The following is a 23000-nucleotide window of genomic DNA, read 5'->3' on the forward strand; positions in this document are numbered from 1 at the left end:
GATTCCAGAAATGAACATCCGGCATGATTTTTTTCGCCGCATGACGCATGCTGATAACTCACTCTTGTTCAGGACAGAAGCGGTTATGACAACTGACAGAAGCGTTTTCTATATTTCCGATGGTACCGCCATCACGGCTGAAGTGCTGGGCCATGCGGTGTTGTCGCAGTTCCCGGTCAATATCACCAGCCTGACGCTGCCGTTTGTTGAAAACGTCCAGCGGGCGCTGGCGGTTAAAGCTCAGATCAACGCGCTGTATCAGCAGAGCGGCGTCCGGCCGCTGGTCTTTTTCTCGATAGTCACACCGGAAGTGCGCGACATCATCGTGCAGAGCGAGGGCTTCTGTCAGGACATCGTACAGGCGCTGGTCGCCCCGCTGCAGCAGGAGCTGGGATTAGCGCCTGCGCCAGTGGCTCACCGCACCCACGGTCTGGATGCCAGTAACCTGGGGAAATATGATGCCCGCATCGCGGCGATCGATTACGCCCTGGCCCATGATGACGGCATCTCGCTGCGCGGGCTGGAGGATGCGCAGGTGATCCTCGTCGGCGTCTCACGCTGCGGCAAGACGCCCACCAGCCTCTATCTGGCGATGCAGTTTGGTATCCGTGCTGCCAACTACCCATTCATTGCTGACGACATGGACAACCTTAAGCTGCCGCCCGCCCTGCGCGCGCATCAGAACAAACTGTTCGGGCTGACCATCGATCCGGAACGGCTGGCGGCCATCCGCCAGGAGCGGGCGGAAAATACCCGTTACGCCTCAATGCGCCAGTGCCGGCTGGAAGTGGGCGAAGTGGAGGCCCTGTTCCGCACCCACCAGATCCGTTACCTGAACAGCACCAACTACTCGGTGGAGGAGATAGCCACAAAAATTCTCGACATCATGGGTCTGACACGCCGCATGTACTAGGAAGCGGGAGCGGGCAGACGATGTAAAGCGTTACTGCCGTCGGTTCTGATTTCATTATCAAATTCCGGGTTGAATTCGCACCCTGATGGTTTATTGTGACCACCATCACTTCCCGGTATTTCACCGCTGCGAAGAACCGTTTTCGAGAAACTCATGAATAAAACTGACGAACTGCGTACCGCGCGCATTGGTAATCTGATTACGCCTGCCAGCCTGGCGGCTGAGCACCCTGTCTCTGCGGCGATTGCCGATAATGTCACCGCAGCCCGCAAACGTATTGCCCGTATTCTGACCGGTGAAGATCCCCGCCTGCTGGTGGTGATCGGCCCCTGCTCGCTGCACGATCCCCGAGCGGCGCTGGAGTATGCTGAGCGCCTGAATGCGCTTCGCAGTCGCTATGCCGACCGACTGGAGATTGTTATGCGCGCTTACTTTGAAAAGCCGCGCACCGTAGTGGGCTGGAAAGGATTAATTTCCGATCCGGATCTGGATGGTCGTTATGATGTGAACCGTGGCATCTCTATTGCCCGCAAGCTGCTGATCGACATCAACGCCCTGGGCCTGCCTACCGCCACCGAATTTCTGGATATGGTGATCGGCCAGTTTATTGCCGACCTGATCAGCTGGGGCGCGATTGGCGCTCGCACCACCGAAAGCCAGATTCACCGCGAAATGGCCTCCGCCCTCTCCTGCCCGGTCGGCTTTAAAAACGGCACCGATGGCAACGTCCAGATTGCCGTGGATGCGATTCGTGCCGCGCGCGCCAGCCATATGTTCCTCTCGCCGGATAAGCTGGGCCAGATGACCATTTATCAGACCAGCGGCAATCCGCATGGTCATGTAATTCTGCGTGGCGGTAAACAGCCCAACTATCATGCCAGTGATGTCGCGGCGGCGGCTGAGAGTCTGTCAGCCTTTAATCTGCCAGAGCAGCTGGTCATCGATTTCAGTCACGGCAACTGCCTGAAGCAGCACCGTCGCCAGAGGGATGTGGCCGCAGATGTCGCGGAGCAGATCAAAGCAGGATCGCGTGCCGTGGCGGGCGTCATGATTGAAAGTTTCCTGCAGGAGGGCAATCAGAAGGTGGTGAGTGGTGAGCCCCTGGTTTACGGCCAGTCGATTACCGACCCCTGCCTCGGCTGGGAAGATAGTGAAGCTGTTCTCGCCCTGCTGGCCGAGGCGGTTTCTCACCGCCTCTGAGTCTCTGTCAGCTGGAGCAGCTCACCTCAAGCGTTTTACCCCAGTCTGGTGGCCGCTGACGATAGTCGGCGGCTGTTTCATCACTAAAGGGTTGCTGCAACGCCTGGTGCAGACGCGCCAGCGCCCCCTGCTCTCCTCGCTCAGCCTCTTCAATCGCCTGCTGTGCCAGATAATTTCTGAGGATCACCGCCGGGTTTGCTGCCTTCATCACCGCCTGACGCTCTGCATCGCTGACCTGTTCATCCATCAGGCGGCTGCGGTAGCGCTGATACCAGCGGTCAAAGGCCTCACGATCAATGAACTCATCCCGCAGCGGTGAACGGCTTTCCGCCTGTTGCGTCTCACTCAGTTGCCGGAACGTCAGGGTGTAATCGCTGTGCTCCTGCGTCATCAGCGCCAGCAGGTCGGTCAGGATCTGATTGTCGCTGCTCTGCTGAGTCAGTAAACCGAGTTTAGCCCGCATCCGCTCTCCCCACACCCGCATCAGTTCAGGTTCATAGGCGCTGAGTGCCGAGCGCAGTTGTTCAGTCGTCAGCAGCCCTGACAGCGCATGGGCCAGGCGGTTAAGGTTCCACATGCCAATCATTGGCTGATTTTCAAAACTGTAGCGCCCCTGATAGTCGCTGTGGTTGCAGATGAAGTCAGGCTGATAATCATCCAGAAAACCATAGGGGCCGTAGTCGATGGTCAGGCCCAGAATCGACATGTTGTCCGTGTTCATCACGCCATGCGCGAAGCCCACGCTCTGCCACAGCGCAATCAGCCGGGCAGTGCGCACCACAACGTCGGTAAACCAGCGCTGATAGCGATCCGCCTCCTCCACCAGATGCGGCCAGTGATGGCGGATGGCGTAGTCGGCCAGCTGCTGCACTTTCTCCTGCTGCTGGCTGTAAAAGAAATGCTCGAAATGACCAAAGCGCAGATGGCTGGGTGAAATGCGCATCAGCATTGCACCGCGCTCCGCCGTTTCACGGTAAACCGGCTCATCGCCAATCGACAGGGTCAGGGCGCGCGTGGTGGGGATCCCCAGATGGTGCAATGCTTCAGAGGCCAGGAACTCGCGAACGCTGGAACGGATCACCGCCCGCCCATCCCCCATGCGGGAATAGGGGGTCAGGCCCGCGCCCTTGAGGTGCCAGTCAAGTTTCTCGCCATCCTCTGTGCGCTGTTCTCCCAGCAGGATGCCGCGCCCGTCGCCCAGCTGACCGGCCCAGACGCCAAACTGATGGCCACTGTACACCTGGGCCAGTGGCTGCATGCCGGGCAGCAGAGCCGCGCCGTGCCAGACGTCGTGCCCGTTACCAGTGAAGAGTGCGTTATCCAGCCCCATTGAGGCGGCCAGCGGGGCGTTATGATAGAGCAGGCGTCCGCCTGCCAGCGGCGTAGGGTTAAGCGCGGTATAGCCTCCGGTAAGCTCCCGGAACCAGGTATTGTCAAAAGATAGCTTGCCTGAGGACATTGTTTCTCCCATGCGATGCTCAGCGAGACGTCGGTTTGCCAAAACCTTCAGTGTAACGCTGATATCGGGGATTAAACAGGTTCCATCAGCCAGGATGCTGAGAAGAGGGTCGGCGACTGTCGGCGCGGATCAGGGAACGCAACGCATCAGATTTGACCACCGGGAACAGTGTGCCCTGAAAATCGACCCCACTGAGCTGGCTCACTTTATCCAGCAGCCGATCATCGTCGATGCCGCAAATAATCAGCCGGTCACAATGGGTGCGGAAATTATCGATAATGCTCTGCATGAACGGCACAAACGACGCGCGCTTTGCCAGGGAGTGAATAAACTCTTTATCCAGACAGATCCAGCTGAATAAATTATCGTAGACCGCATTCGAGGGTGTTTTGCCAGCCCCAAAATGGGAAAGCGCTAAATTAAACTCATCATGCAGGCTCGCCAGCAGCGGATTATTTTTTCCGAGCTTCAGCTGCGGAAACGTTTCAGTGATATTCAGCAGAATGAAGGGCAGCTGCTTTATTTTGCGCATCACTAATTCGCTGGCCAGCAGCGTCCGGGCCATTCCTTCATCAATACGGATCAATGCGGAGACGTCGTGCGACTCGAATAACGCACGGTTCTGCTCCAGCAGGCTAATCTGACTTTGCAGCAGGCGTAACTGCTGCGACTCATCGAGCTGCGGCAGCAGCAGATCCTGAGGCAGTGTGATCGGCGCACTTTCATGCACAAACTGCGTAACCAGCTCAACAGCAGCCAGCCGTCCGTCAGCATCACAGACAGGATAAAACCAGATTTCCGACTGATAGTCGGCCGAAAGATGAATTTTCATTTTAATGCCAGAATATGCGGCGATGTTGATATCGTATAGTAATGGTCAGGCTCAGGCAATAGCGCCAAATCATTGAAGAGACGACCTTCTTTGCCCTTCCACCACCGTTTGCCAGCCTGCGATGACGCTTAAGCCAAATAGTGACGACAAAACTGCGCTTATTAGCGGAATTAAACCAGCATTTATTATGCCTAATAAAATCCCCGCTCAAAAACTGTCATTTAAAATAAAACTTTTAACGGCTGTTTTTTCTCTATTTTAAATTGGACTTAAGTCTTATTTCAGACTCTCCGGTTAAATACGGCGAGCCTGCCAGAAGACTTTGCGCCAGTAGACGTTGTCCAGCGAGGAGCGGATCACCCCCTGGCTGGTGGAAGCATGAATAAAGGCATTATCACTGTCGTAGATACCGACATGCAGGCCATTCTCCCCGCGACCGGTTTTAAAGAAGACCAGGTCGCCGGGCAGCAGTTCATCTTTACTGATACGGGTGCCGATATCACTCTGTGCTGAGGTGGTGCGCGGCAGTTGCAGCGCAAAGCGGTCGCGGAAAGTCAGATAGACAAAGCCAGAGCAGTCGACACCGTTACGGCTCATGCCGCCATAGCGATAGGGCGTGCCGTGCCAGTGACCGAGCTGGTCGTTCAGCTCTGCAATCACGGTAATCGAGTCGGAGAGACGACCATTAATCGGCGGGGCGTGATGACTGCATCCCGTCAGCAGCAGAACCAAAATCAGCAAACCCAGGCGCATCGCCAAATGTCCTTATCAGAAGTTGCAACCGGTTTAATGTAGCGGTAAAGCCCGCCGGGTAGCAAGTGTCAGGGCAGGACGGTCAGCAGCGTGCGTCCTTCAAGCTCAATCTGCCGGAAGGCGATGCCATAAAGCGGTGTCAGCCGCTGCGGCGTCAGAACCGCGGCCGGTTCGCCCTGCGCAATGACCTGTCCCCTCTCCATCAGCCAGACCTGATTCGCCTGATGCAGCGTGTGGTTAAGATCGTGACTGCTGGCGATCACGCTGATGCCCGCCGCACAGAGTCCGGCGATCAGATCGTCCACCGCTTTCTGCTGGGCGATATCCAGCGCGGTCATTGGCTCATCCAGAATCAGCAGACGCCCGTCTGGATTGATGCGCGGATCAATTTGCAGGCAGACCGCCGCCAGGCGGACACGCTGCCACTCCCCGCCGGAGAGCCGGGTCAGTGAGTGGGCGAGTTTATCCTGCAGCAGAAGCTGCTGCAGCAGCGTGCTGAGCCGATCTTCATCCTGCGCCCCCCTCTGTTTCAGATGCAGCCGTAAATAGTGCCAGACCGGCATCTGACTCAGGGGGGCCTGCTGCTGGGGAAGCCAGCCGCGAGCCCGGGCCAGCGCCGGGCCGCTCCACTCGGACAGCGGACGGTTATCCAGCACGATCCTGCCGGACGCGGCCTGCAGTCCGGCAACAACGCTGAGCAACGTGCTTTTTCCCGCGCCGTTCGGACCGGCGACATGCAGCAACTGACCGGCGGCAAGCTCACCGTTCAGTGAGCACAGCCGCCCGGCGAGCGCCACCTGTTGCAGGCGCAGCAGCATCTATTTCGCCAGGGCCTGCTTAATGGTTTCCAGAATAATGGGATCTTCCGGCGTCATATCAGGCGCGAACCGCTGGACAATGCGACCATCCCGGCCAATAACGAATTTTTCAAAGTTCCACAGGATGTCGCCCGGCGCTTTCGGTCCGCGGCCTTTGCTCACCTGACGCTCGTAAAAACCGCTGCCTTCGGGACGAACGGCGTCAGGACAGGCCGCGATCAGCTGAGCATAGAGCGGGTGACGCCCTTCCCCATTGACGTCGGTTTTGGCAAACATCGGGAATGTCACGCCATAGGTGGTGCTGCAGAAGGTTTTGATCTCTTCGCTGCTGCCAGGCTCCTGCTCCAGAAACTGATTGCAGGGGAAACCCAGCACGCTGAAGCCGTGATCCTGCCAGGCCTTCTGCAGATTCTCCAGCTCCTCATACTGCGGGGTGAGGCCACATTTCGAGGCGACGTTTACCACCAGCAGTACCTTGCCCTGCCACGCAGAGAGCGTGGTTTTTTCACCATCAAGCGTAACCAGTTCAGTGTCATAAATGTTCATGCTGAATTCCTGTTGTGGATGCAGAGTAGCCAGCCGAAAGCTAGCGCGAAGATTTTACCAGTAAAAGAATAAACAGCGGCGCGCCGAGTGTCGCCGTGACCACGCCTATCGGTAATTCGGCCGATGTCAGCGCCAGACGCGCGACGATATCGGCCGCTAACAGCACGCCTGCGCCAGCCAGCGCAGAGGCGGGGAGCAGATAACGGTGATCGCTGATGCCGCTCAGCCGCAGCAGGTGCGGGATCACCAGCCCGACAAAACCAATGGCACCGGCCATGGCAACGCTGATACCGACCAGCCAGCCCATCGCCAGCACCAGCAGATTGCGCCAGTAGAAAAGGGAGAGACCGAGCTGACGAGCGGAGATCTCCCCCAGCGCCAGCAGATTCAGTATCGGTCCCGTCGCATTCAGGGCAAGCATCACCGGCAGCAGCGCCAGCATCATTCCGCCATAGCGCCAGTCAATGCCGCTGAAGCCGCCCATCATCCAGTACATCAGCTGACGCAGGTCGAGGCTGGTGCTGAAGTAAACGGCCCAGGTCATGATGGCACTGCAGATAATCCCCAGCGCCACGCCCGTGAGTAACAGCCGGGTCACCGAGAGCTGACGGTGCGCGAAACAGAGCAGGATCAGCGTAATCATGAGTGCCCCGGCCATCGCGGCCAGGCCGAGGCTCCACAGCGAGCCGCTGCCCAGCAGCACGCCCAGCACCAGACCGATGCCGGCTCCGTTTGAGACGCCCAGCAGGCCAGGCTCGGCCAGCGGATTGGTAAACAGCGCCTGCATCACGACGCCGCACACTGCCAGGGATGCACCGACCAGCATCACCGCCAGACTACGCGGCAGCCGCAGCTGCCAGACAAAGAGCCGGCCGCTCTCCGTAAACCACTCTGAGGGCGCGATCCAGCTGTCACCGGCACACAGGCTGCCACAGAGCAGCGCAAGCAGCATAAGAGCTAAAGTAATAAGCCATTTCTGGCCGCGCTGGTCGGCCTGAAGCGCGAGCGGGTCAAGCAGAGACATAGGCTGGATTTGCTGAGAAAACAGAGATTTGATTGTAGTGGGATTGCAGAAAAAAGAAAGGTGGTTGAGGCGGTGTGCGCCCTGCTGGCAGACGGGCGCGCCAGCGCAGTCACCGGCGGGTGAGACCATGAAAAAAGGCCGCTTGCGCGGCCTTTTTGAAACGCTGAAATTCAGTCAGTCTCTTTGGGTGTAGCGTTCTCTACGCGGCTTTTCAGCTTCTGTCCCGGGCGGAATGTCACTACGCGACGCGCGGTGATCGGAATATCTTCCCCCGTTTTCGGGTTTCTGCCAGGACGCTGGTTTTTGTCACGCAGGTCAAAATTGCCAAACCCAGACAGTTTTACCTGTTCTCCATTTTCCAAAGCGCGACGTACCTCTTCGAAAAACAGCTCTACTAACTCTTTGGCATCGCGTTTGCTCAGCCCGAGTTTCTCAAACAGGTACTCTGACATCTCAGCTTTTGTAAGCGCCATAGGTTCAATCCCTCAAGGTTGCCTGGAATCGCTCTTTTAATGCCGCAACACATTTGCCAACGGTCGCGGCAATCTCCTCTTCTTCGAGTGTCCGGCTGGTATCCTGCAAAATCAGGCTGATTGCGAGGCTCTTGAAGCCCTCAGAAACGCCCTTACCGCGGTACACGTCAAACAAGTTTACGCCAACTACCTGATTTACGCCAACTTTCTTACACTCCGCGATGATATCTGCTGCAGGGACGTTTTCAGCCACCACAACAGCAATATCACGACGGTTAGCCGGGAAGCGAGAAATCTCGCGCGCGTCAGGCAGGACGCGGTCTGCGACCTTATTCCAAAGCAGTTCAAAGACTAAGGTGCGGCCGTTGAGATCCAGCTTACGTTCCAGCTCAGGATGAACGACTCCGATAAATCCGATTCGTTCATCGTGCAAATAAATCGCCGCGCTCTGTCCCGGATGCAACGCCGGATTGGCTTCAGCCCGGAAGCTGATCGCATCCAGTTTGCCGGTTAAATCGAGCAGCGACTCTAAATCGCCTTTTAAATCATAGAAGTCAACTGCCTGGCGCGCCAGATCCCAGTGCTCTTCAACACGGTTTCCGCTGATAACACCGGCCAGCATAAGATCCTGACGGATGCCTAAATCTGCCTGCGTGTCGGGCACAAAGCGTAAACCGCTCTCAAACAGACGTACGCGACTCTGCTGACGGTTCTGGTTGTAGACGACTGCGCTGAGCAGGCCGGTCCACAGGGAGAGACGCATGGTCGACATCTCGCTGGAGATCGGGCTTGGCAGCAGCAGCGCCTCTTCACCCGGATGCAGCAGCTGCTGAACCTTTGGATCAACGAAGCTGTAGGTAATCGCTTCCTGATATCCCTTGTCCACCAGCAGGTTTTTCACGCGTTTCAGCGACAGGTTCGCTTCGCGATGCTGAGTCATAACCAGCCCCGCCTGCACCGGCACGTTCGGGATGTTGTTGTAGCCGTAAACGCGGGCCACTTCTTCAACCAGATCTTCCTCAATCGCCATGTCGAAGCGCCAGCTCGGGGCGATCGCCTGCCACTCACCTTCGCCTGTCGTGACGTCGCAGCCGAGACGGGTCAGAATATCGGTAACCTGCTCATCGGCGATGACATGACCAATCAGGCGATCCAGTTTTTCCCGGCGCAGGGTGATCGTCGCCGGAACCGGCAAGGCGGCCTGATGCGTCTGATCGATGATCGGGCCGGCTTCACCCCCGCAGATGGAGAGCAGCAGTGCGGTTGCACGCTCCAGCGCGATATGTTGCAGCGCCGGATCAACGCCTCGCTCATAGCGATGTGACGCGTCGGTGTGCAGACCGTGACGACGGGCGCGGCCGGTGATCGCCAGCGGGTCAAACCAGGCGCACTCAAACAGAATGTTCTGCGTTTCGCTGTTCACGCCCGAATGTTCGCCACCGAAGATACCCGCCAGCGCCAGCGCCTGCTGGTGATCGGCGATGACCAGCGTGTCTGCCTGCAGGCTGGCTTCAGTGCCATCCAGCAGCGTCAGCTTTTCGCCCTCTTTCGCCATCCGCACCACGATGCCGCCGTTAAGGCGATCGAGGTCGAAGGCGTGCATCGGCTGACCCAGTTCCAGCAGCACATAGTTGGTGATATCCACCACCGGATCGATTGAGCGGATACCACAGCGACGCAGCTTCTCTTTCATCCACAATGGCGTGGCCGCACCAACGTTGACGCCTTTCACTACGCGACCCAGGTAGCGCGGACAGGCCTCCACCGCATCAACCTGAATCGGGAAGGTGTCACTCAGCGTGGCAGCGACCGGCTGAATCTCTGGCTTGTTCAGCGGCAGACCATTCAGCACCGCCACATCACGCGCGATACCGATCAGGCCCAGACAGTCCGCGCGGTTAGGCGTGACGCTGATTTCAATGGTGTTGTCATCCAGCTGAAGCCAGGCGCGGATGTCGGTGCCCACGGGCGCATCGGCAGGCAGTTCAATAATGCCGTTGTGGTCGTCGCTGATTCCCAGCTCGGAGAAAGAGCAGAGCATCCCTTCTGATGGCTCACCGCGCAGCTTGGCCGCTTTGATTTTGAAATCACCCGGCAGCACCGCACCCACGGTGGCGACGGCGACTTTCAGCCCCTGGCGGCAGTTCGGCGCGCCGCAGACGATATCCAGCAGACGGTCACCGCCCACATTAATTTTGGTCACCCGCAGTTTGTCAGCATTCGGGTGCTGACCGCACTCCACCACTTCGCCAACCACGACACCGTGGAACGCACCGGCGACGGCCTCAACGCCATCCACTTCCAGACCGGCCATGGTGATTTGTTCAGACAGCGCGGCACTGTCCAGGGCTGGATTTACCCATTCGCGTAACCAGAGTTCACTGAATTTCATTGGATAACCTGCCCTTACTTAAATTGTTTGAGGAAACGTAAATCGTTTTCGAAGAATGCGCGCAGATCGGTCACGCCATAGCGCAACATGGTCAGACGCTCCATGCCCATACCAAAGGCGAAACCGGAGTAAACTTCCGGGTCAATGCCGACGTTGCGCAGCACATTAGGGTGCACCATGCCGCAGCCCAGCACTTCCAGCCACTTGCCGTTTTTACCCATGACGTCCACTTCTGCTGAAGGCTCAGTAAAGGGGAAGTAGGATGGACGGAAACGAATCTGCAAATCTTCTTCGAAGAAGTTGTTCAGGAAATCGTGCAGCGTGCCTTTGAGATTGGTAAAGCTGATGTTTTTATCCACGATCAGCCCTTCCATCTGATGGAACATCGGCGTGTGGGTCTGATCGTAATCGTTACGGTAGACGCGGCCTGGCGCGATGATACGAATCGGCGGCTGCTGAGCCTGCATAGTACGGATCTGCACGCCGGAAGTCTGGGTACGCAGCAGACGGGTGGCGTCAAACCAGAAGGTATCGTGATCGGCACGCGCCGGGTGGTGAGCAGGAATATTGAGTGCATCAAAGTTATGATAATCATCTTCAATTTCCGGCCCGGTGACGACAGCAAAGCCTAACTCACCGAAGAAGGTCTCAATGCGATCCATCGTGCGGGTGACCGGATGCAGGCCGCCATTTTCAATGCGGCGACCCGGCAGTGACACATCGATGGTCTCTTCCGCCAGACGCGCATTCAGCGCCGCCGATTCCAGCGCCTCTTTACGCGCGTTCAGGCGGTCGGTGACCTGCTGTTTCGCTTCATTGATTACCGCACCGGCTGCAGGGCGCTCTTCAGCAGGCAACTCGCGTAAGGTGGTCATCTGTAATGTCAGATGCCCTTTCTTACCGAGATATTCGACGCGCACCGCGTCAAGGGCGGCGATATCTGTCGCCCCGTCGATAGCCGCCGTGGCGCTGGCCACCAGTTCTGCGAGTTGGGACATAATTTCCTCTTTTTCCAGTCAGGCTGGTCAGTTCTTGTTGGGACCTGCCGGTCCAGTATGCTAACGCCAGAAACAAAAAAGCCTCCACGAGGGAGGCTTTTAGCGCGATTTTTCGTTTCTTTTCTTATGCGCAAAAGCCCCCGGATGTCAGGCGCTAAAGTAAAAAAAGAAACGGAAAATAGCAGCATTCATGCTTGCAGTTACCTTGTCATGCTTTACGAGGGCACTATTGAAATGCGCGGAGACGAAAATGTCAATCTTTTGCGCAGCTTACAGGCAATAAAAAAGGGAGCAAGCTCCCTTTTTCATCTGACTTACGCCAGAGCTGATTTCGCTTTTTCGACCAGTGCAGTGAAGGCCACTTTGTCGAATACGGCGATATCGGCCAGGATCTTACGGTCGATCTCAATGGCTGCTTTTTTCAGACCATTGATGAAACGGCTGTAAGACATGCCGTTCTGACGAGCCGCTGCGTTGATACGCGCGATCCACAGCTGACGGAACTGACGCTTACGCTGACGACGGTCACGGTAAGCATACTGACCAGCTTTGATAACAGCCTGGAAGGCAACGCGGTAAACACGTGAACGTGCACCGTAATAGCCTTTAGCTTGTTTTAAGATTTTTTTGTGACGTGCGCGAGCAACTACACCACGTTTAACGCGAGCCATGTGAGCTCTCCTGTTCTATATTCTGTTTAAAAAAAAATGGACTTATGCGTACGGCAGGCAGGCAGAAACCAGACCCAGATCGCCTTTTGACACCATGCCTTTAGGGCGCAGGTGACGTTTACGCTTAGTAGATTTTTTGGTCAGAATATGACGCAGGTTTGCGTGTTTACGCTTGAAGCCGCCAGAAGCGGTCTTCTTGAAGCGCTTAGCCGCGCCACGTACAGTTTTAATCTTTGGCATTTTTAAAAATATCCACTTCGCATTGTTGATAACATGACCCAGACAGGCGAACAGAAAACCGCACAACGCGAACGCTGCGCGGTTAATGTTACTTGAAAGCCTACTGTTTCTTCTTAGGAGCGAGCACCATGATCATCTGGCGGCCTTCGATCTTCGAAGGGAAGGATTCGACAATGGCCAAATCCAGATCTTCACACAGGTCTTTACGGACGCGGTTAAGCACTTCCATACCGATCTGCTGGTGCGCCATCTCACGACCACGGAAACGCAGCGTGATTTTGGCTTTATCGCCATCTTCCAGAAAGCGAATCAGGTTGCGTAGTTTGACCTGATAGTCGCCATCATCGGTTCCAGGACGGAATTTAATTTCCTTAACCTGAATAACTTTTTGCTTCTTCTTCTGTTCCTTAGAAGATTTGCTTTTTTCGTAGAGGAACTTGCCGTAATCCATAATACGGCAAACCGGCGGTTCGGCGTTCGGGCTAATTTCGACTAAGTCAGCACCCGATTCCTCGGCTTTTTCCAGAGCTTCGCGTAATGAGACGATGCCAAGTGGCTCGCCATCCATGCCCGTTAAGCGCACTTCAGTTGCGCGGATTTCGCTGTTAATTTTGTTCGGACGCGTCGGTAGTACTCGTTTTCCGCCTTTAATACTTTATTCCTCCAGTTGATGAAGATTTCGGCTGCGAATCTCTTGTTGCAACTTCTCAACAAAGAGATCGACATCCATCGACCCCAGGTCTTTACCACGGCGGGTGCGAACGGCAACTTTGCCTGCTTCCACCTCTTTATCACCGCAGACCAGCATATAAGGGACGCGACGTAATGTGTGCTCGCGGATTTTAAAGCCTATCTTCTCATTTCTCAAGTCTGCCTTCACACGAATGCCAGCATTCTGCAGCTTACGCGTTAAAGACTCAACATATTCCGCTTGTCCATCGGTAATATTCATAACCACGACCTGCTGTGGTGCCAGCCAGGTTGGGAAGAAACCAGCAAACTCTTCGGTCAGAATACCGATGAAGCGTTCCATCGATCCCAGAATCGCACGGTGAATCATCACAGGCGTCTGACGATCGTTATTTTCACCCACATACGTCGCTTCAAGACGTTTTGGCAGGGAGAAGTCTAGCTGAACGGTTCCACACTGCCAGGCGCGATCAAGACAATCGTACAGGGTAAACTCAATTTTCGGGCCGTAGAAGGCGCCTTCGCCTGGCTGGAACTCAAACTCAATGTTGTTTTCGTTCAGCGCGGCAGCCAGATCTTCCTCGGCGCGGTCCCACATCTCATCGGTGCCGATGCGCTTCTCAGGACGGGTAGAGAGTTTGACCACAATCTTTTCGAAGCCGAAGGTGCTGTACATGTCATAAACCATGCGGATACAGCTGTTCACTTCGTCACGCACCTGCTCTTCGGTACAGAAGACGTGGGCATCATCCTGAGTAAAGCCGCGTACACGCATCAGGCCATGCAGCGCACCTGATGGCTCATTACGGTGACAGCTGCCGAACTCGGCCATACGCAGCGGCAGGTCACGGTACGATTTCAGACCCTGATTAAAGATCTGAACGTGTCCCGGACAGTTCATCGGTTTAATGCAATATTCACGGTTCTCAGACGAGGTGGTGAACATCGCTTCTTTATAGTTTTCCCAGTGCCCGGTTTTTTCCCACAGGACGCGGTCCATCATGAACGGACCCTTCACTTCCTGGTACTGGTACTCTTTCAGCTTGCTGCGGACAAACACTTCCAGCTCGCGGAAGATGGTCCAGCCGTCGTTATGCCAGAAGACCATACCGGGTGCTTCTTCCTGCATGTGGTAGAGATCCAGCTGCTTACCAATCTTGCGATGGTCACGCTTTGCCGCCTCTTCCAGACGCTGCAGATAGGCTGCCAGCTGCTTTTTGTCTGCCCATGCGGTGCCATAGATGCGTTGCAGCATCTTGTTGCTGCTGTCGCCGCGCCAGTAGGCACCGGAGATCTTCTGCAGTTTAAAGTGATGGCAGAACCGCATGTTCGGCACGTGCGGACCGCGGCACATGTCGACATATTCTTCATGATGATAGAGGCCAGGCTTATCGTCGTGGCTGATGTTTTCATCAAGAATGGTGGTTTTGTAGATTTCGCCGCGCGCCGCAAAGACGTCACGGGCTTCCTGCCAGCTGACCTTTTTCTTCACCACATCGTAGTTGGTCTCAGCCAGCTGATGCATGCGTTTTTCCAGCAGGTCGATATCTTCCTGGGTCAGCGTACGATCGATGTCGACATCATAATAGAAGCCGTTATCAATGACCGGGCCAATCGCCATTTTCGTATCCGGCCACAGCTGCTTGATGGCATGCCCTAACAGGTGCGCGCAGGAGTGACGGATGATTTCCAGACCGGCTTCATCTTTTGCAGTGATAATCGCCACGGCGGCGTCTTCGGTGATGGGATCGACCGCATCAACCAGTTCACCGTTCACGCGGCCAGCGATACAGGCTTTCGCCAGACCCGGCCCGATGTCCAGCGCGATATCCATCACACTGACAGGGCGGTCGAACACACGCTGGCTGCCATCAGGAAGCGTAATTACAGGCATTTCTAATCCTTATTTGCAGTGGTAGGCCACACGAAAGCCTACATGCAACGTCATGTAAAATGGGTGACCTGGCGTAACATCAGACCCACATTGTCGGAATGTCGCCAGGATTGCCGTGCGGGGCAGATGATAGCAGTTTTCCTGGTCGAGAAAAACCATCCCCTTTTTGCTAAGCCGTGGAGAGATCAAAAAAAAGCGGCCTGACAGAGTGTCAGGCCGCCGGGCAGACCACGGTTAAAATTGCGCTTACATCGCGTAGGAGAGCATAACCGAGGTTTTGGTGTCGGTGCGATCCGGCGCAGATTCCGGCGGATTGTTGTTCCAGGTCACGTTGTATGCCAGCTTCAGGGCGAAGTGGCTGTTAATTGCCACCTGCAGGCCGGTTTCAGAGTTCACGGTGGTATCTTCACCGAAGCTGCTCAGTACAGACACACCCTGGACAAATTTGGTGGTGTCAGTGAGCTGCCACTGATAGCTGACCGCGCCATAGCCCAGCGCTTTAGTTTCGTGGCCGCCATCGTGGAAATCGTCGTAGCGCACACCCGGACCAAATTCCGCACGCAGTGAATGCACCGGACCGTTCAGGATCTGACGACCGTAACCGGCTGTCAGAACGTCGCGCGAATCGTAACCATTGAAACGATCGCTTAACCAGCTCGCCTGACCAAAGAGGTAGTCATAGTTGCTGACGTTGTAACGTGAACGACCGCCGATGCTATAGGTCTCGGAAGAGCGCTCATCGTTTGATGAGGTGTTGGCCGCGTTACCCCACAAGCTGTAAGCCATTGATGACTGATACCAGGTCATATTGGTCTGAGCGGTCATTGATGAACTGGTGGTGTTACCGGTTTGCGCCAGGTATCCCGCAGCAGCTGAGCCTTCAAACGGCTTTTTCGCCGTAGAGGGGTCATCCATTGAGGTGAATACGGCGTTATCGGCCAGTGCCTGGTGACAAAATGCTCCAGCGGAGAGCAGAAGAACAGCAGACAGCTTGTTATAGGCTTTCATTAAATGTGATCCGTGCGACAGTTTAAAAAACGAAGAGTCTGAAGCGTTTTGCCCGGCATTCAATGCAATTTACGGTAAGTTTTGTAAAAAAATATTAACTCACCCGAAATGCGTGGAATCAGCCCTGCAACACGTGTTAATTGGGACTCATCTGATTAACGTCGCGCATTATAGTGCTGCGAAAGGGAAAAGATAGCCGTAGCCGCAGAAGATTTTTCCACCCCCGCGCACCTGCCTGACAGGAATTTACGCCCGGCATCACGGCAGGCACCGCGCATCCCCTTCATAATTCGCCTGATTTTTCACCATGGTCTACGCTCAGTTCAGTTTCCCTTCCCCGGAGGTGCCTCATGAGCAACAACGCCTTAACACGCTATATCGTGACCTTTCACTATCAGGAATCGGGATTAAGCGACATCCTGGAGCTGACCAGCGCCATGACGGCGGCCGGTTTCACCACCACCCTGGCTGACGATGAGGGCCACCCGCATGAACTCGGGACCAACAGCTTTGGTATTGTCAGTCCGCTGTCGCCTGAAGCGCTGCAGCAGCAGGCCACTGCGGCGGGTGAAAGCGTGCTGGGTCAGCGGCCGGACGTGACCGTGACAACCTTCGAAGCGTTTCTGCGCGACACCGCTGAACATCGCCCCACCCGCTCCGCACCAGAATAAGAGGTGCAATCGGGCTGGTTTTGGTGAATATTTACGCAGTACAATCTGTCTTACGCAGCGAATAACGAGGATAGCCCAATGTGGTCAGCCATTAGTCGTCTGTTAAGCGAGCAGTTAGGCAATGCCGAAATCACCGAACGTCACGCCCTGGCCGGCGGCGACATCCATCCCACCTGGCGTATCCGCTACGGTGATCACGACGTGTTCGTCAAAAGTAACAGCCGGGACAGGCTGTCACTCTTCACCTGGGAAGCTGACCAGCTGGCGCTGCTGGCGCGCACCGGCACGGTTCGCGTGCCGGAGGTCTATGGCGTAGGCCAGCACCGCGAGGAGAGCTTCCTGCTGCTGGAGTATATTCCGCCTCAGCCACTTGATGAGCAGAGTGCCTGGCGGCTCGGGCAGCAGCTGGCGCACCTTCATCAGTGGAGCGAGCAGACACAGTTCGGTCTCGATTTCGACAACAACATCACCACGACTCCTCAGCCCAACAGCTGGCTGCGCCGCTGGTCGGTCTTTTTTGCCGAGCAGCGCATCGGCTGGCAGTTACAGCTGGCGGCAGAAAAAGGGGTGCTCTACGGGGATACCGAGCTGATCATTGCCGCCGTGCAGCGGGTGCTGGCCTCCCATCATCCGCAGCCGTCGCTGCTGCATGGCGACCTCTGGCCAGCTAACTGTGCCAGCAGCCACAGTGGCCCCTGGGTGTTCGATCCTGCCTGCTACTGGGGCGACCGGGAGTGCGATTTAGCCATGCTGAGCTGGTACCCCGACCTGCCGCGTCAGATTTACGACGGCTATCAGTCGGTCTGGCCGTTACCGGATGGGTTCTCGCAGCGTCTGCCGGTCTATCAGCTCTACTATTTGCTGAACCGGGCTAACGTCTTTGGCGGGCACTGGCCGGACGACGCACAATTCGCCATCGGCCAGTTGCTGGAAGAGGATGCGCTGAGCGCCAGTCAGGCCAGACCGGCCTGACGACGCCCTCAGATAAAGCCGAGCAGCGACAGCACGAAATAACCGGCTACCGCAATGACCACGGGCAGGATGTAAAGCGGGAAGATCTGCAGGAAGATGGTGTGACGGGGTACGCGCACCTTCTCTTCCAGCTGCTGACGGCTTCGCCCTTCGCTGCCCTTTGCCTGCTCCAGGATCATCTGATCTTCAATGCCCTCTCTGACATGACGGGCCTGACGCCCCATGCGCGCGCCGGATGACTCCAGGGCCAGTCCGACAAAAATCAGGATGTAGATCAGCCAGAATCCCAGGTTCATCTGACCATTAAATTCCGGCACCGGGGAGTTGTGCCAGAAGATGTTCAGGAAGGGGGTGTTAAAGCGAAGCATATCGACGATAACATGAACAAAATCGAGCATTACCGCGTCGATACCTGGCTGCTTCTCACTGTGCTTAAACATAAAGCTCAGCACCGAAATAATGGTCGACAGCAGCGCCACCAGAAAGAGCACCCAGCCTGCCACACGCTTAAGGATGGCGATGCGGCCAGCCTGTTGATAGGTCATAATATCTCCTGAACCCGAAATCCGATTTGCCGTAAGTCTACCTGCCAATGAAGAAATTTCCCAAAAAAAGCATGGCCGACGGGCGAAGCGTGCGCCAGCCGGGAATGATGCTATGGTAAAACCGACTTTAAAAGGAGACCTCTGATGCCCTATCACCGCCCTGTCCTCGCCGCCCTGTTTGATATGGATGGTTTACTGATCGATTCTGAGCCGCTGTGGGATCAGGCTGAACTGGATATCTTTTCAACGCTGGATGTTGACCTGTCACGTCGCAGTGAAATGCCCGACACGCTGGGTTTGCGCATCGACCAGACGGTGCGAATGTGGTACGAAACGCTGCCGTGGCAGGGTCCGTCGCAGCAGGAGGTCACGGAGCGGATTATCGTGCGCGCCATGACGCTGGTGGATCAGACCCGCCCCCTGTTGCCGGGCGTGGAAACCGCGCTGCAACTCTGTCAGGAGCAGGGACTGAAGATTGGCCTGGCGTCCGCCTCTCCGATGGCGATGCTGGAACAGGTGCTGGAGATCTTTAATCTGCGCCACTATTTTGATGTGCTCTCCTCCGCAGAAGCTCTGCCCTACAGCAAGCCCCATCCGCAGGTCTATCTCAATGCCGCCGCCAGTCTGGGGATCGATCCGCTGAACTGCGTCACGCTGGAGGATTCGTTTAACGGCATGATCGCCACTAAAGCGGCCCGCATGCGGTCGATTGTGGTACCTGCCGCTGAGCACCGCGACGATCCGCGCTGGGCGCTGGCGGATGTCCGGCTGGACACCCTGACGCAGCTTAGCCCGACCCATCTGAAAGGCTGACCCCCCGCCCGCTTTAAGCGGGCTTTTTTTTGCTCAGGCGTTCTGTGGTTGATCTGAATCTCAAAAAATTAAAACAGCTTTTCATTTTTATTGAATCACTGTCTCACCCTGCCTAAGATGCCCACATCGTCCCCTGACCGGGGGATGAATAACCTGACTCCAGAGGGGCACGAGATGGACATTCGCCAGAGCATTCACAGCGATCACGCTAAACAACTCGACACTGACGCACTGCGCCAGGCATTTCTGATTGAAAAGATATTTACCGCCGATCACTACACCCTGACCTACAGCCATATTGACCGCATCATTACGGGCGGCGTCATGCCGGTGAATCAGCCGGTCACGATGGGGGATGAGATGGGCAAACAGCTGGGCGTCGCCTGGTTTCTCGAACGCCGTGAACTGGGCATGATCAATATTGGCGGTCCGGGTCTGGTGGAGGTGGATGGCAAAACGTGGGAAATCGGTCACGAAGAGGCGCTCTATATCGGCAAAGGGGCGCGCGATCTGCTGTTTCGCAGCCTCGACGCATCGCAGCCCGCAAAATTTTATTTCAACAGTGCACCGGCGCACACCACCTTTCCGGACAGAAAGATCACGCTGCAGGAGGCGGTCAACGCCACGCTGGGCGATGCGGCAAGCGCTAATCGCCGCACCATACACAAATTTATCGTGCCCGACGTGTTGCCTACCTGTCAGCTCACGATGGGCCTGACCAGGCTGCATGAGGGCAGTCTCTGGAACACCATGCCCTGTCACACCCACGAACGCCGCATGGAAGTCTATTTCTATTTCGACATGAGCGAAGATCACGCCGTCTTCCACATGATGGGAGAGCCGCAGCAAACCCGTCATCTGCTGGTTCATAACGAGCAGGCGGTGATCTCACCCAGCTGGTCGATACACGCGGGTGTCGGAACCCAGCGTTACGCCTTTATCTGGGGAATGGTGGGTGAGAATCAGGTCTTTGATGATATGGACGCGGTCAGGATTAGCGAACTGCGTTAAGCGGAGGACAAGCCGAATGGTACTGAACAGATTTGATTTGACAGGCAAAGTCGCCATCGTGACCGGCTGTAATACCGGGCTTGGCCAGGGGATGGCACTGGGGCTGGCGCAGGCTGGCTGCGACATAGTGGGCATCAACCGCATCGAACCGGCTGACACGCAGCATAAAGTGGAAGCACTTGGCCGCCGCTTCTGGTCCGTTTCAGCCGATCTGATGTCTCCTGAGCTCATCCCGCACGTCGCGGAAGAGGCGGTCGCCGCGGCAGGCAGAGTGGATATCCTGGTCAACAATGCCGGGATTATCCGTCGTGAGGATGCCCTGAAATTCAGCGTGCAGGACTGGGATGATGTGATGAACATCAACTGCAAGACGGTGTTTTTCCTCTCACAGCAAATCGCGCAGCGGTTTATCGCGCAGGGAAGCGGCGGCAAAATCATTAATATTGCGTCCATGCTCTCGTTTCAGGGAGGCATTCGCGTTCCCTCTTACACCGCCTCAAAAAGCGCTGTCATGGGCTTAACCCGTCTGATGGCTAACGAGTGGGGACGGCATGGCATCAATGTTAATGCTATCGCGCCAGGCTACATGGCGACCGATAATACCGAACCCCTGCGCAAAGATGCGGCGCGCAGCGCTGAGATCCTTGATCGCATTCCGGCAGGCCGCTGGGGCGTGCCGGATGACATGATGGGGCCGGTGGTCTTTCTGGCCTCGTCTGCAGCTGACTATATTAATGGTTACACGCTGGCGGTTGATGGCGGCTGGCTGGCCCGCTAGAAGACGGGGTGAGCCGTGACATGCCGCGGCTCGCCCTGTAAAAAAATTCACTGTTAGTTACAGCGTCACATGTTCTCATTTACTGGATAAATCCCTATACTGGATGCATCGACAGTTTCTTAGCATCCAGGTTCTATCATGACGGGCGAAGGCCACATCATTTTTGCCATTGCCAGCGCTATTTTTGCCAAACGTGCGGAGCTGACCCCGGTTCTGGCGCAGGCCGACTGGTGGCATCTCGTTCCCTCAGCCCTGCTGACATGTCTGTTGCCCGACATCGATCACCCTAAATCCCTGCTGGGACAGCGGCTGCGCTGGCTCTCACAGCCGATTGCGCGCGCTTTTGGTCACCGGGGCTTTACCCACAGCCTGCTGGCGGTGGCCGCCGGTTTATGGCTTTTTCAGATTAACCTGCCCAAGTCGTCACCCATACCACCTGATGTATTACAGGGCCTGACCCTGGGCTACCTCAGCCATATAGTGGCCGATATGCTGACGCCTGCCGGGGTGCCACTGCTGTGGCCCTGCCGCTGGCGCTTCCGCCTGCCGATTCTGCGCAGCCAGAAAGGCAATCAGCTTGAGCGGGTGTTGTGTCTGGGTCTGGTGGGCTATGCGCTCTGGTTTCCGGTGGGAATGCCTTCCTTTGGTGCAAACGGCTGGCCGACCCAGCTGTTCGATACGCTGCAGAATGGGGTCGGACGGTTAATTTCCAGTCATACCGCGCAATAAACCCACAAAAATCAACAGTTAGTTATAAACCATGCCATTTGGATATAAGGCAGCCTCTCCGGCTGCTGTTACCATTCCTGCTGTCTTAATTCGTGATTAACATTATGCGGCCTCTCCCGGACGACAGGCCGCATTACTCTGGAGTTTCGGTATGGACCTTCCTCTTACGCTTAATATCGCGGCCTTCGTGGTGCTGCTGGTATTACTCTCCCGCTTCAGCCGCCATAGCTGGAGCCTGTCGAAGAAAGTGTTGATCGGTCTGGTGATCGGTGTGCTGTTCGGCCTGGTGCTGCAGCTGATATACGGTGAAAACAGCGCCGTGGTCAAAGCGTCGATCAGCTGGTTTAACATCGTCGGTAATGGCTATGTCCAGCTGCTGCAGATGGTCGTCATGCCGCTGGTGTTCGTTTCGATTCTGAGTGCGGTCGCCCGTCTGCATAATGCCTCGTCGCTGGGAAAAATCAGCGTACTGACCATTGGCGTACTGCTCTTTACCACCGCGATTTCTGCGCTGGTCGGCGTCTTTGTGACCGGTCTGTTTGGCCTCAGCGCGGAAGGTCTGGTGCAGGGTGTCCAGGAAACCGCACGCCTGAGTGCGATCCAGAGCAACTATGTCGGCAAGGTCTCCGACCTGAGCGTGCCTCAGCTGGTGCTCTCCTTTATCCCGAAAAATCCGTTTGCCGATCTGACAGGTGCTAATCCGACCTCCATCATCAGCGTGGTCATTTTTGCCGCCTTCCTGGGGATGGCCGCTCTGCAACTGCTGAAAGATGACCAGGAGAAAGGTCAGCGGGTGCTGGTGGCGATTGACACCCTGCAGTCGTGGGTCATGAAGCTGGTGCGTTTAGTGATGAAGCTGACGCCGTATGGCGTGCTGGCGCTGATGACCAAAGTCGTGGCCGGTTCTAACCTGCAGGACATCATCAAGCTGGGCAGCTTTGTGGTCGCCTCTTACCTCGGCCTGGCGATAATGTTTGCGGTTCATGCCCTGCTGCTGTCGGTAAACGGCATCAACCCGCTGCGCTTCTTCCGCAAAGTGTGGCCGGTGATTACCTTCGCCTTTACCAGCCGCTCCAGCGCCGCCAGCATTCCGCTGAGCGTAGAGACTCAGACCCGTCGCCTGGGCGTGCCAGAGTCTGTGGCGAGCTTTGCAGCCTCCTTTGGTGCCACGATCGGCCAGAACGGCTGTGCCGGTCTCTATCCGACCATGCTGGCGGTGATGGTGGCGCCTACGGTTGGCATCAACCCGTTTGACCCGCTGTGGATTGCGACGCTGGTCGGGATCGTCACCCTGAGTTCAGCCGGTGTGGCCGGTGTCGGCGGCGGCGCGACGTTTGCCGCCCTGATTGTGCTGCCTGCGATGGGCCTGCCGGTGACCCTGGTTGCGCTGCTGATCTCTATCGAGCCGCTGATCGATATGGGCCGTACCGCCCTGAACGTCAATGGCTCCATGACCGCCGGTTCACTCACCAGCCGCTGGTTAGGCCTGACCGACAGGCGCGTGCTGGAAAGTGACGACCACGCCGAACTGGCGCACCGTTAATTTCTGCTCAACCTGGCGCATCCGCGC

General features: G+C 56.4%; 25 protein-coding genes and 1 other annotated feature. Of the genes, 9 read left to right on the forward strand and 16 right to left on the reverse strand.

Annotated elements, in window-relative coordinates:
- The first annotated feature begins 85 nt into the window (after positions 1 to 85).
- Positions 86 to 913 carry a pyruvate, water dikinase regulatory protein gene (locus tag S7A_RS10795; protein ID WP_009090518.1) on the forward strand — a complete coding sequence of 276 codons (828 nt, stop codon included), beginning with the start codon at positions 86 to 88 and terminating at the stop codon, positions 911 to 913.
- A gap of 153 nt (positions 914 to 1066) precedes the next feature.
- The gene (locus S7A_RS10800) at positions 1067 to 2113 is read left to right on the forward strand and encodes a 3-deoxy-7-phosphoheptulonate synthase (RefSeq protein ID WP_009090520.1); all 1047 of its coding nucleotides are present in this window, start codon (positions 1067 to 1069) and stop codon (positions 2111 to 2113) included.
- Positions 2114 to 2120: 7 nt separating this feature from the next.
- Here the strand turns inward: S7A_RS10800 and S7A_RS10805 are convergent, their stop codons facing one another.
- From S7A_RS10805 to S7A_RS10870, 15 genes are all read right to left on the reverse strand, one after another.
- Positions 2121 to 3572, reverse strand: a complete 1452-nt coding sequence (locus S7A_RS10805) for a protein adenylyltransferase SelO (RefSeq protein ID WP_009090522.1) — start codon at positions 3570 to 3572, stop codon at positions 2121 to 2123.
- A gap of 85 nt (positions 3573 to 3657) precedes the next feature.
- Positions 3658 to 4404, reverse strand: coding sequence for an EAL domain-containing protein (locus S7A_RS10810; protein ID WP_009090524.1), 747 nt, complete (start codon positions 4402 to 4404; stop codon positions 3658 to 3660).
- A gap of 294 nt (positions 4405 to 4698) precedes the next feature.
- Complete coding sequence (locus S7A_RS10815) at positions 4699 to 5157, reverse strand: C40 family peptidase (protein WP_009090526.1); 459 nt, start codon at positions 5155 to 5157, stop codon at positions 4699 to 4701.
- A 68-nt stretch (positions 5158 to 5225) separates the two neighbouring features.
- The gene (gene btuD, locus S7A_RS10820; RefSeq protein ID WP_009090528.1) at positions 5226 to 5975 is read right to left on the reverse strand and encodes a vitamin B12 ABC transporter ATP-binding protein BtuD; all 750 of its coding nucleotides are present in this window, start codon (positions 5973 to 5975) and stop codon (positions 5226 to 5228) included.
- On the reverse strand, positions 5976 to 6521 hold the full coding sequence (locus S7A_RS10825; RefSeq protein WP_009090531.1) for a glutathione peroxidase: 546 nt from the start codon (positions 6519 to 6521) through the stop codon (positions 5976 to 5978).
- Positions 6522 to 6561: 40 nt separating this feature from the next.
- Positions 6562 to 7545 (reverse strand): vitamin B12 ABC transporter permease BtuC, encoded by a 984-nt coding sequence (btuC, locus tag S7A_RS10830; protein WP_009090532.1) that lies wholly within the window; start codon positions 7543 to 7545, stop codon positions 6562 to 6564.
- 170 nt (positions 7546 to 7715) lie between these two features.
- Positions 7716 to 8018 (reverse strand): integration host factor subunit alpha, encoded by a 303-nt coding sequence (ihfA, locus tag S7A_RS10835; protein WP_003853259.1) that lies wholly within the window; start codon positions 8016 to 8018, stop codon positions 7716 to 7718.
- Positions 8019 to 8022: 4 nt separating this feature from the next.
- On the reverse strand, positions 8023 to 10410 hold the full coding sequence (gene pheT, locus S7A_RS10840) for a phenylalanine--tRNA ligase subunit beta (protein WP_009090533.1): 2388 nt from the start codon (positions 10408 to 10410) through the stop codon (positions 8023 to 8025).
- A 14-nt stretch (positions 10411 to 10424) separates the two neighbouring features.
- Positions 10425 to 11408 carry a phenylalanine--tRNA ligase subunit alpha gene (gene pheS / locus S7A_RS10845; RefSeq protein ID WP_009090534.1) on the reverse strand — a complete coding sequence of 328 codons (984 nt, stop codon included), beginning with the start codon at positions 11406 to 11408 and terminating at the stop codon, positions 10425 to 10427.
- 71 nt (positions 11409 to 11479) lie between these two features.
- Positions 11480 to 11605: a sequence feature (Phe leader region), on the reverse strand.
- Positions 11556 to 11600 carry a pheST operon leader peptide PheM gene (gene pheM, locus S7A_RS21415; protein WP_106120997.1) on the reverse strand — a complete coding sequence of 15 codons (45 nt, stop codon included), beginning with the start codon at positions 11598 to 11600 and terminating at the stop codon, positions 11556 to 11558. (Overlaps the previous feature by 45 nt.)
- Before the next feature lie 117 nt (positions 11606 to 11722).
- Entirely contained in the window at positions 11723 to 12079 is a 357-nt protein-coding gene (rplT, locus tag S7A_RS10850) for a 50S ribosomal protein L20 (protein WP_006118956.1), read from the reverse strand.
- Between the two features lie 42 nt (positions 12080 to 12121).
- Positions 12122 to 12319: a 50S ribosomal protein L35 gene (gene rpmI / locus S7A_RS10855; protein WP_009090535.1), complete on the reverse strand. Its 198-nt coding sequence runs from the start codon at positions 12317 to 12319 to the stop codon at positions 12122 to 12124.
- Positions 12320 to 12419: 100 nt separating this feature from the next.
- Positions 12420 to 12971: a translation initiation factor IF-3 gene (gene infC, locus S7A_RS10860; RefSeq protein ID WP_033736278.1), complete on the reverse strand. Its 552-nt coding sequence runs from the start codon at positions 12969 to 12971 to the stop codon at positions 12420 to 12422.
- A gap of 3 nt (positions 12972 to 12974) precedes the next feature.
- Complete coding sequence (gene thrS, locus S7A_RS10865; RefSeq protein ID WP_009090537.1) at positions 12975 to 14903, reverse strand: threonine--tRNA ligase; 1929 nt, start codon at positions 14901 to 14903, stop codon at positions 12975 to 12977.
- A 246-nt stretch (positions 14904 to 15149) separates the two neighbouring features.
- Positions 15150 to 15911 carry a YdiY family protein gene (locus S7A_RS10870; protein ID WP_009090538.1) on the reverse strand — a complete coding sequence of 254 codons (762 nt, stop codon included), beginning with the start codon at positions 15909 to 15911 and terminating at the stop codon, positions 15150 to 15152.
- A gap of 350 nt (positions 15912 to 16261) precedes the next feature.
- On the opposite strand from S7A_RS10870, the gene ghoS reads away from it, so the two are divergent.
- Positions 16262 to 16582, forward strand: a complete 321-nt coding sequence (ghoS, locus tag S7A_RS10875) for a type V toxin-antitoxin system endoribonuclease antitoxin GhoS (protein ID WP_009090539.1) — start codon at positions 16262 to 16264, stop codon at positions 16580 to 16582.
- A 78-nt stretch (positions 16583 to 16660) separates the two neighbouring features.
- Positions 16661 to 17554 carry a fructosamine kinase family protein gene (locus S7A_RS10880; RefSeq protein ID WP_009090540.1) on the forward strand — a complete coding sequence of 298 codons (894 nt, stop codon included), beginning with the start codon at positions 16661 to 16663 and terminating at the stop codon, positions 17552 to 17554.
- Positions 17555 to 17562: 8 nt separating this feature from the next.
- Here S7A_RS10880 and S7A_RS10885 read toward each other — a convergent pair whose 3' ends face one another.
- On the reverse strand, positions 17563 to 18099 hold the full coding sequence (locus S7A_RS10885; RefSeq protein ID WP_009090542.1) for a YniB family protein: 537 nt from the start codon (positions 18097 to 18099) through the stop codon (positions 17563 to 17565).
- A 144-nt stretch (positions 18100 to 18243) separates the two neighbouring features.
- On the opposite strand from S7A_RS10885, the gene hxpB reads away from it, so the two are divergent.
- The 5 genes from hxpB (at position 18244) to S7A_RS10910 (ending at position 22973) form a co-directional block, all read left to right on the forward strand.
- Positions 18244 to 18912, forward strand: a complete 669-nt coding sequence (hxpB, locus tag S7A_RS10890; protein WP_009090544.1) for a hexitol phosphatase HxpB — start codon at positions 18244 to 18246, stop codon at positions 18910 to 18912.
- A gap of 174 nt (positions 18913 to 19086) precedes the next feature.
- A complete protein-coding gene (kduI, locus tag S7A_RS10895) occupies positions 19087 to 19923 on the forward strand; it encodes a 5-dehydro-4-deoxy-D-glucuronate isomerase (protein WP_009090546.1) in 837 nt (278 codons plus the stop codon).
- A 16-nt stretch (positions 19924 to 19939) separates the two neighbouring features.
- A complete protein-coding gene (kduD, locus tag S7A_RS10900) occupies positions 19940 to 20701 on the forward strand; it encodes a 2-dehydro-3-deoxy-D-gluconate 5-dehydrogenase KduD (RefSeq protein WP_009090549.1) in 762 nt (253 codons plus the stop codon).
- Positions 20702 to 20839: 138 nt separating this feature from the next.
- Positions 20840 to 21430: a metal-dependent hydrolase gene (locus S7A_RS10905; protein WP_009090554.1), complete on the forward strand. Its 591-nt coding sequence runs from the start codon at positions 20840 to 20842 to the stop codon at positions 21428 to 21430.
- 151 nt (positions 21431 to 21581) lie between these two features.
- Positions 21582 to 22973 carry an L-cystine transporter gene (locus S7A_RS10910; RefSeq protein ID WP_009090555.1) on the forward strand — a complete coding sequence of 464 codons (1392 nt, stop codon included), beginning with the start codon at positions 21582 to 21584 and terminating at the stop codon, positions 22971 to 22973.
- The last annotated feature ends 27 nt before the right edge of the window (positions 22974 to 23000 follow it).

The organism is Pantoea sp. Sc1, from assembly GCF_000255315.1.
GTDB lineage: Bacteria > Pseudomonadota > Gammaproteobacteria > Enterobacterales > Enterobacteriaceae > Pantoea > Pantoea anthophila.

Bases quoted from the DNA above. Each gene is read 5' to 3' on its own strand.
- pheS (WP_009090534.1), bottom strand. From the start codon at position 11,408: ATGTCCCAACTCGCAGAACTGGTGGCCAGCGCCACGGCGGCTATCGAC.
- S7A_RS10810 (WP_009090524.1), bottom strand. From the start codon at position 4,404: ATGAAAATTCATCTTTCGGCCGACTATCAGTCGGAAATCTGGTTTTAT.
- S7A_RS10910 (WP_009090555.1), top strand. From the start codon at position 21,582: ATGGACCTTCCTCTTACGCTTAATATCGCGGCCTTCGTGGTGCTGCTG.
- S7A_RS10800 (WP_009090520.1), top strand. From the start codon at position 1,067: ATGAATAAAACTGACGAACTGCGTACCGCGCGCATTGGTAATCTGATT.
- rplT (WP_006118956.1), bottom strand. From the start codon at position 12,079: ATGGCTCGCGTTAAACGTGGTGTAGTTGCTCGCGCACGTCACAAAAAA.
- S7A_RS10885 (WP_009090542.1), bottom strand. From the start codon at position 18,099: ATGACCTATCAACAGGCTGGCCGCATCGCCATCCTTAAGCGTGTGGCA.
- btuC (WP_009090532.1), bottom strand. From the start codon at position 7,545: ATGTCTCTGCTTGACCCGCTCGCGCTTCAGGCCGACCAGCGCGGCCAG.
- kduD (WP_009090549.1), top strand. From the start codon at position 19,940: ATGGTACTGAACAGATTTGATTTGACAGGCAAAGTCGCCATCGTGACC.
- kduI (WP_009090546.1), top strand. From the start codon at position 19,087: ATGGACATTCGCCAGAGCATTCACAGCGATCACGCTAAACAACTCGAC.
- hxpB (WP_009090544.1), top strand. From the start codon at position 18,244: ATGCCCTATCACCGCCCTGTCCTCGCCGCCCTGTTTGATATGGATGGT.
- S7A_RS10825 (WP_009090531.1), bottom strand. From the start codon at position 6,521: ATGAACATTTATGACACTGAACTGGTTACGCTTGATGGTGAAAAAACC.
- S7A_RS10880 (WP_009090540.1), top strand. From the start codon at position 16,661: ATGTGGTCAGCCATTAGTCGTCTGTTAAGCGAGCAGTTAGGCAATGCC.
- S7A_RS10815 (WP_009090526.1), bottom strand. From the start codon at position 5,157: ATGCGCCTGGGTTTGCTGATTTTGGTTCTGCTGCTGACGGGATGCAGT.
- thrS (WP_009090537.1), bottom strand. From the start codon at position 14,903: ATGCCTGTAATTACGCTTCCTGATGGCAGCCAGCGTGTGTTCGACCGC.
- S7A_RS10805 (WP_009090522.1), bottom strand. From the start codon at position 3,572: ATGTCCTCAGGCAAGCTATCTTTTGACAATACCTGGTTCCGGGAGCTT.
- pheT (WP_009090533.1), bottom strand. From the start codon at position 10,410: ATGAAATTCAGTGAACTCTGGTTACGCGAATGGGTAAATCCAGCCCTG.
- rpmI (WP_009090535.1), bottom strand. From the start codon at position 12,319: ATGCCAAAGATTAAAACTGTACGTGGCGCGGCTAAGCGCTTCAAGAAG.
- btuD (WP_009090528.1), bottom strand. From the start codon at position 5,975: ATGCTGCTGCGCCTGCAACAGGTGGCGCTCGCCGGGCGGCTGTGCTCA.
- S7A_RS10795 (WP_009090518.1), top strand. From the start codon at position 86: ATGACAACTGACAGAAGCGTTTTCTATATTTCCGATGGTACCGCCATC.
- ihfA (WP_003853259.1), bottom strand. From the start codon at position 8,018: ATGGCGCTTACAAAAGCTGAGATGTCAGAGTACCTGTTTGAGAAACTC.
- S7A_RS10870 (WP_009090538.1), bottom strand. From the start codon at position 15,911: ATGAAAGCCTATAACAAGCTGTCTGCTGTTCTTCTGCTCTCCGCTGGA.
- S7A_RS10905 (WP_009090554.1), top strand. From the start codon at position 20,840: ATGACGGGCGAAGGCCACATCATTTTTGCCATTGCCAGCGCTATTTTT.
- ghoS (WP_009090539.1), top strand. From the start codon at position 16,262: ATGAGCAACAACGCCTTAACACGCTATATCGTGACCTTTCACTATCAG.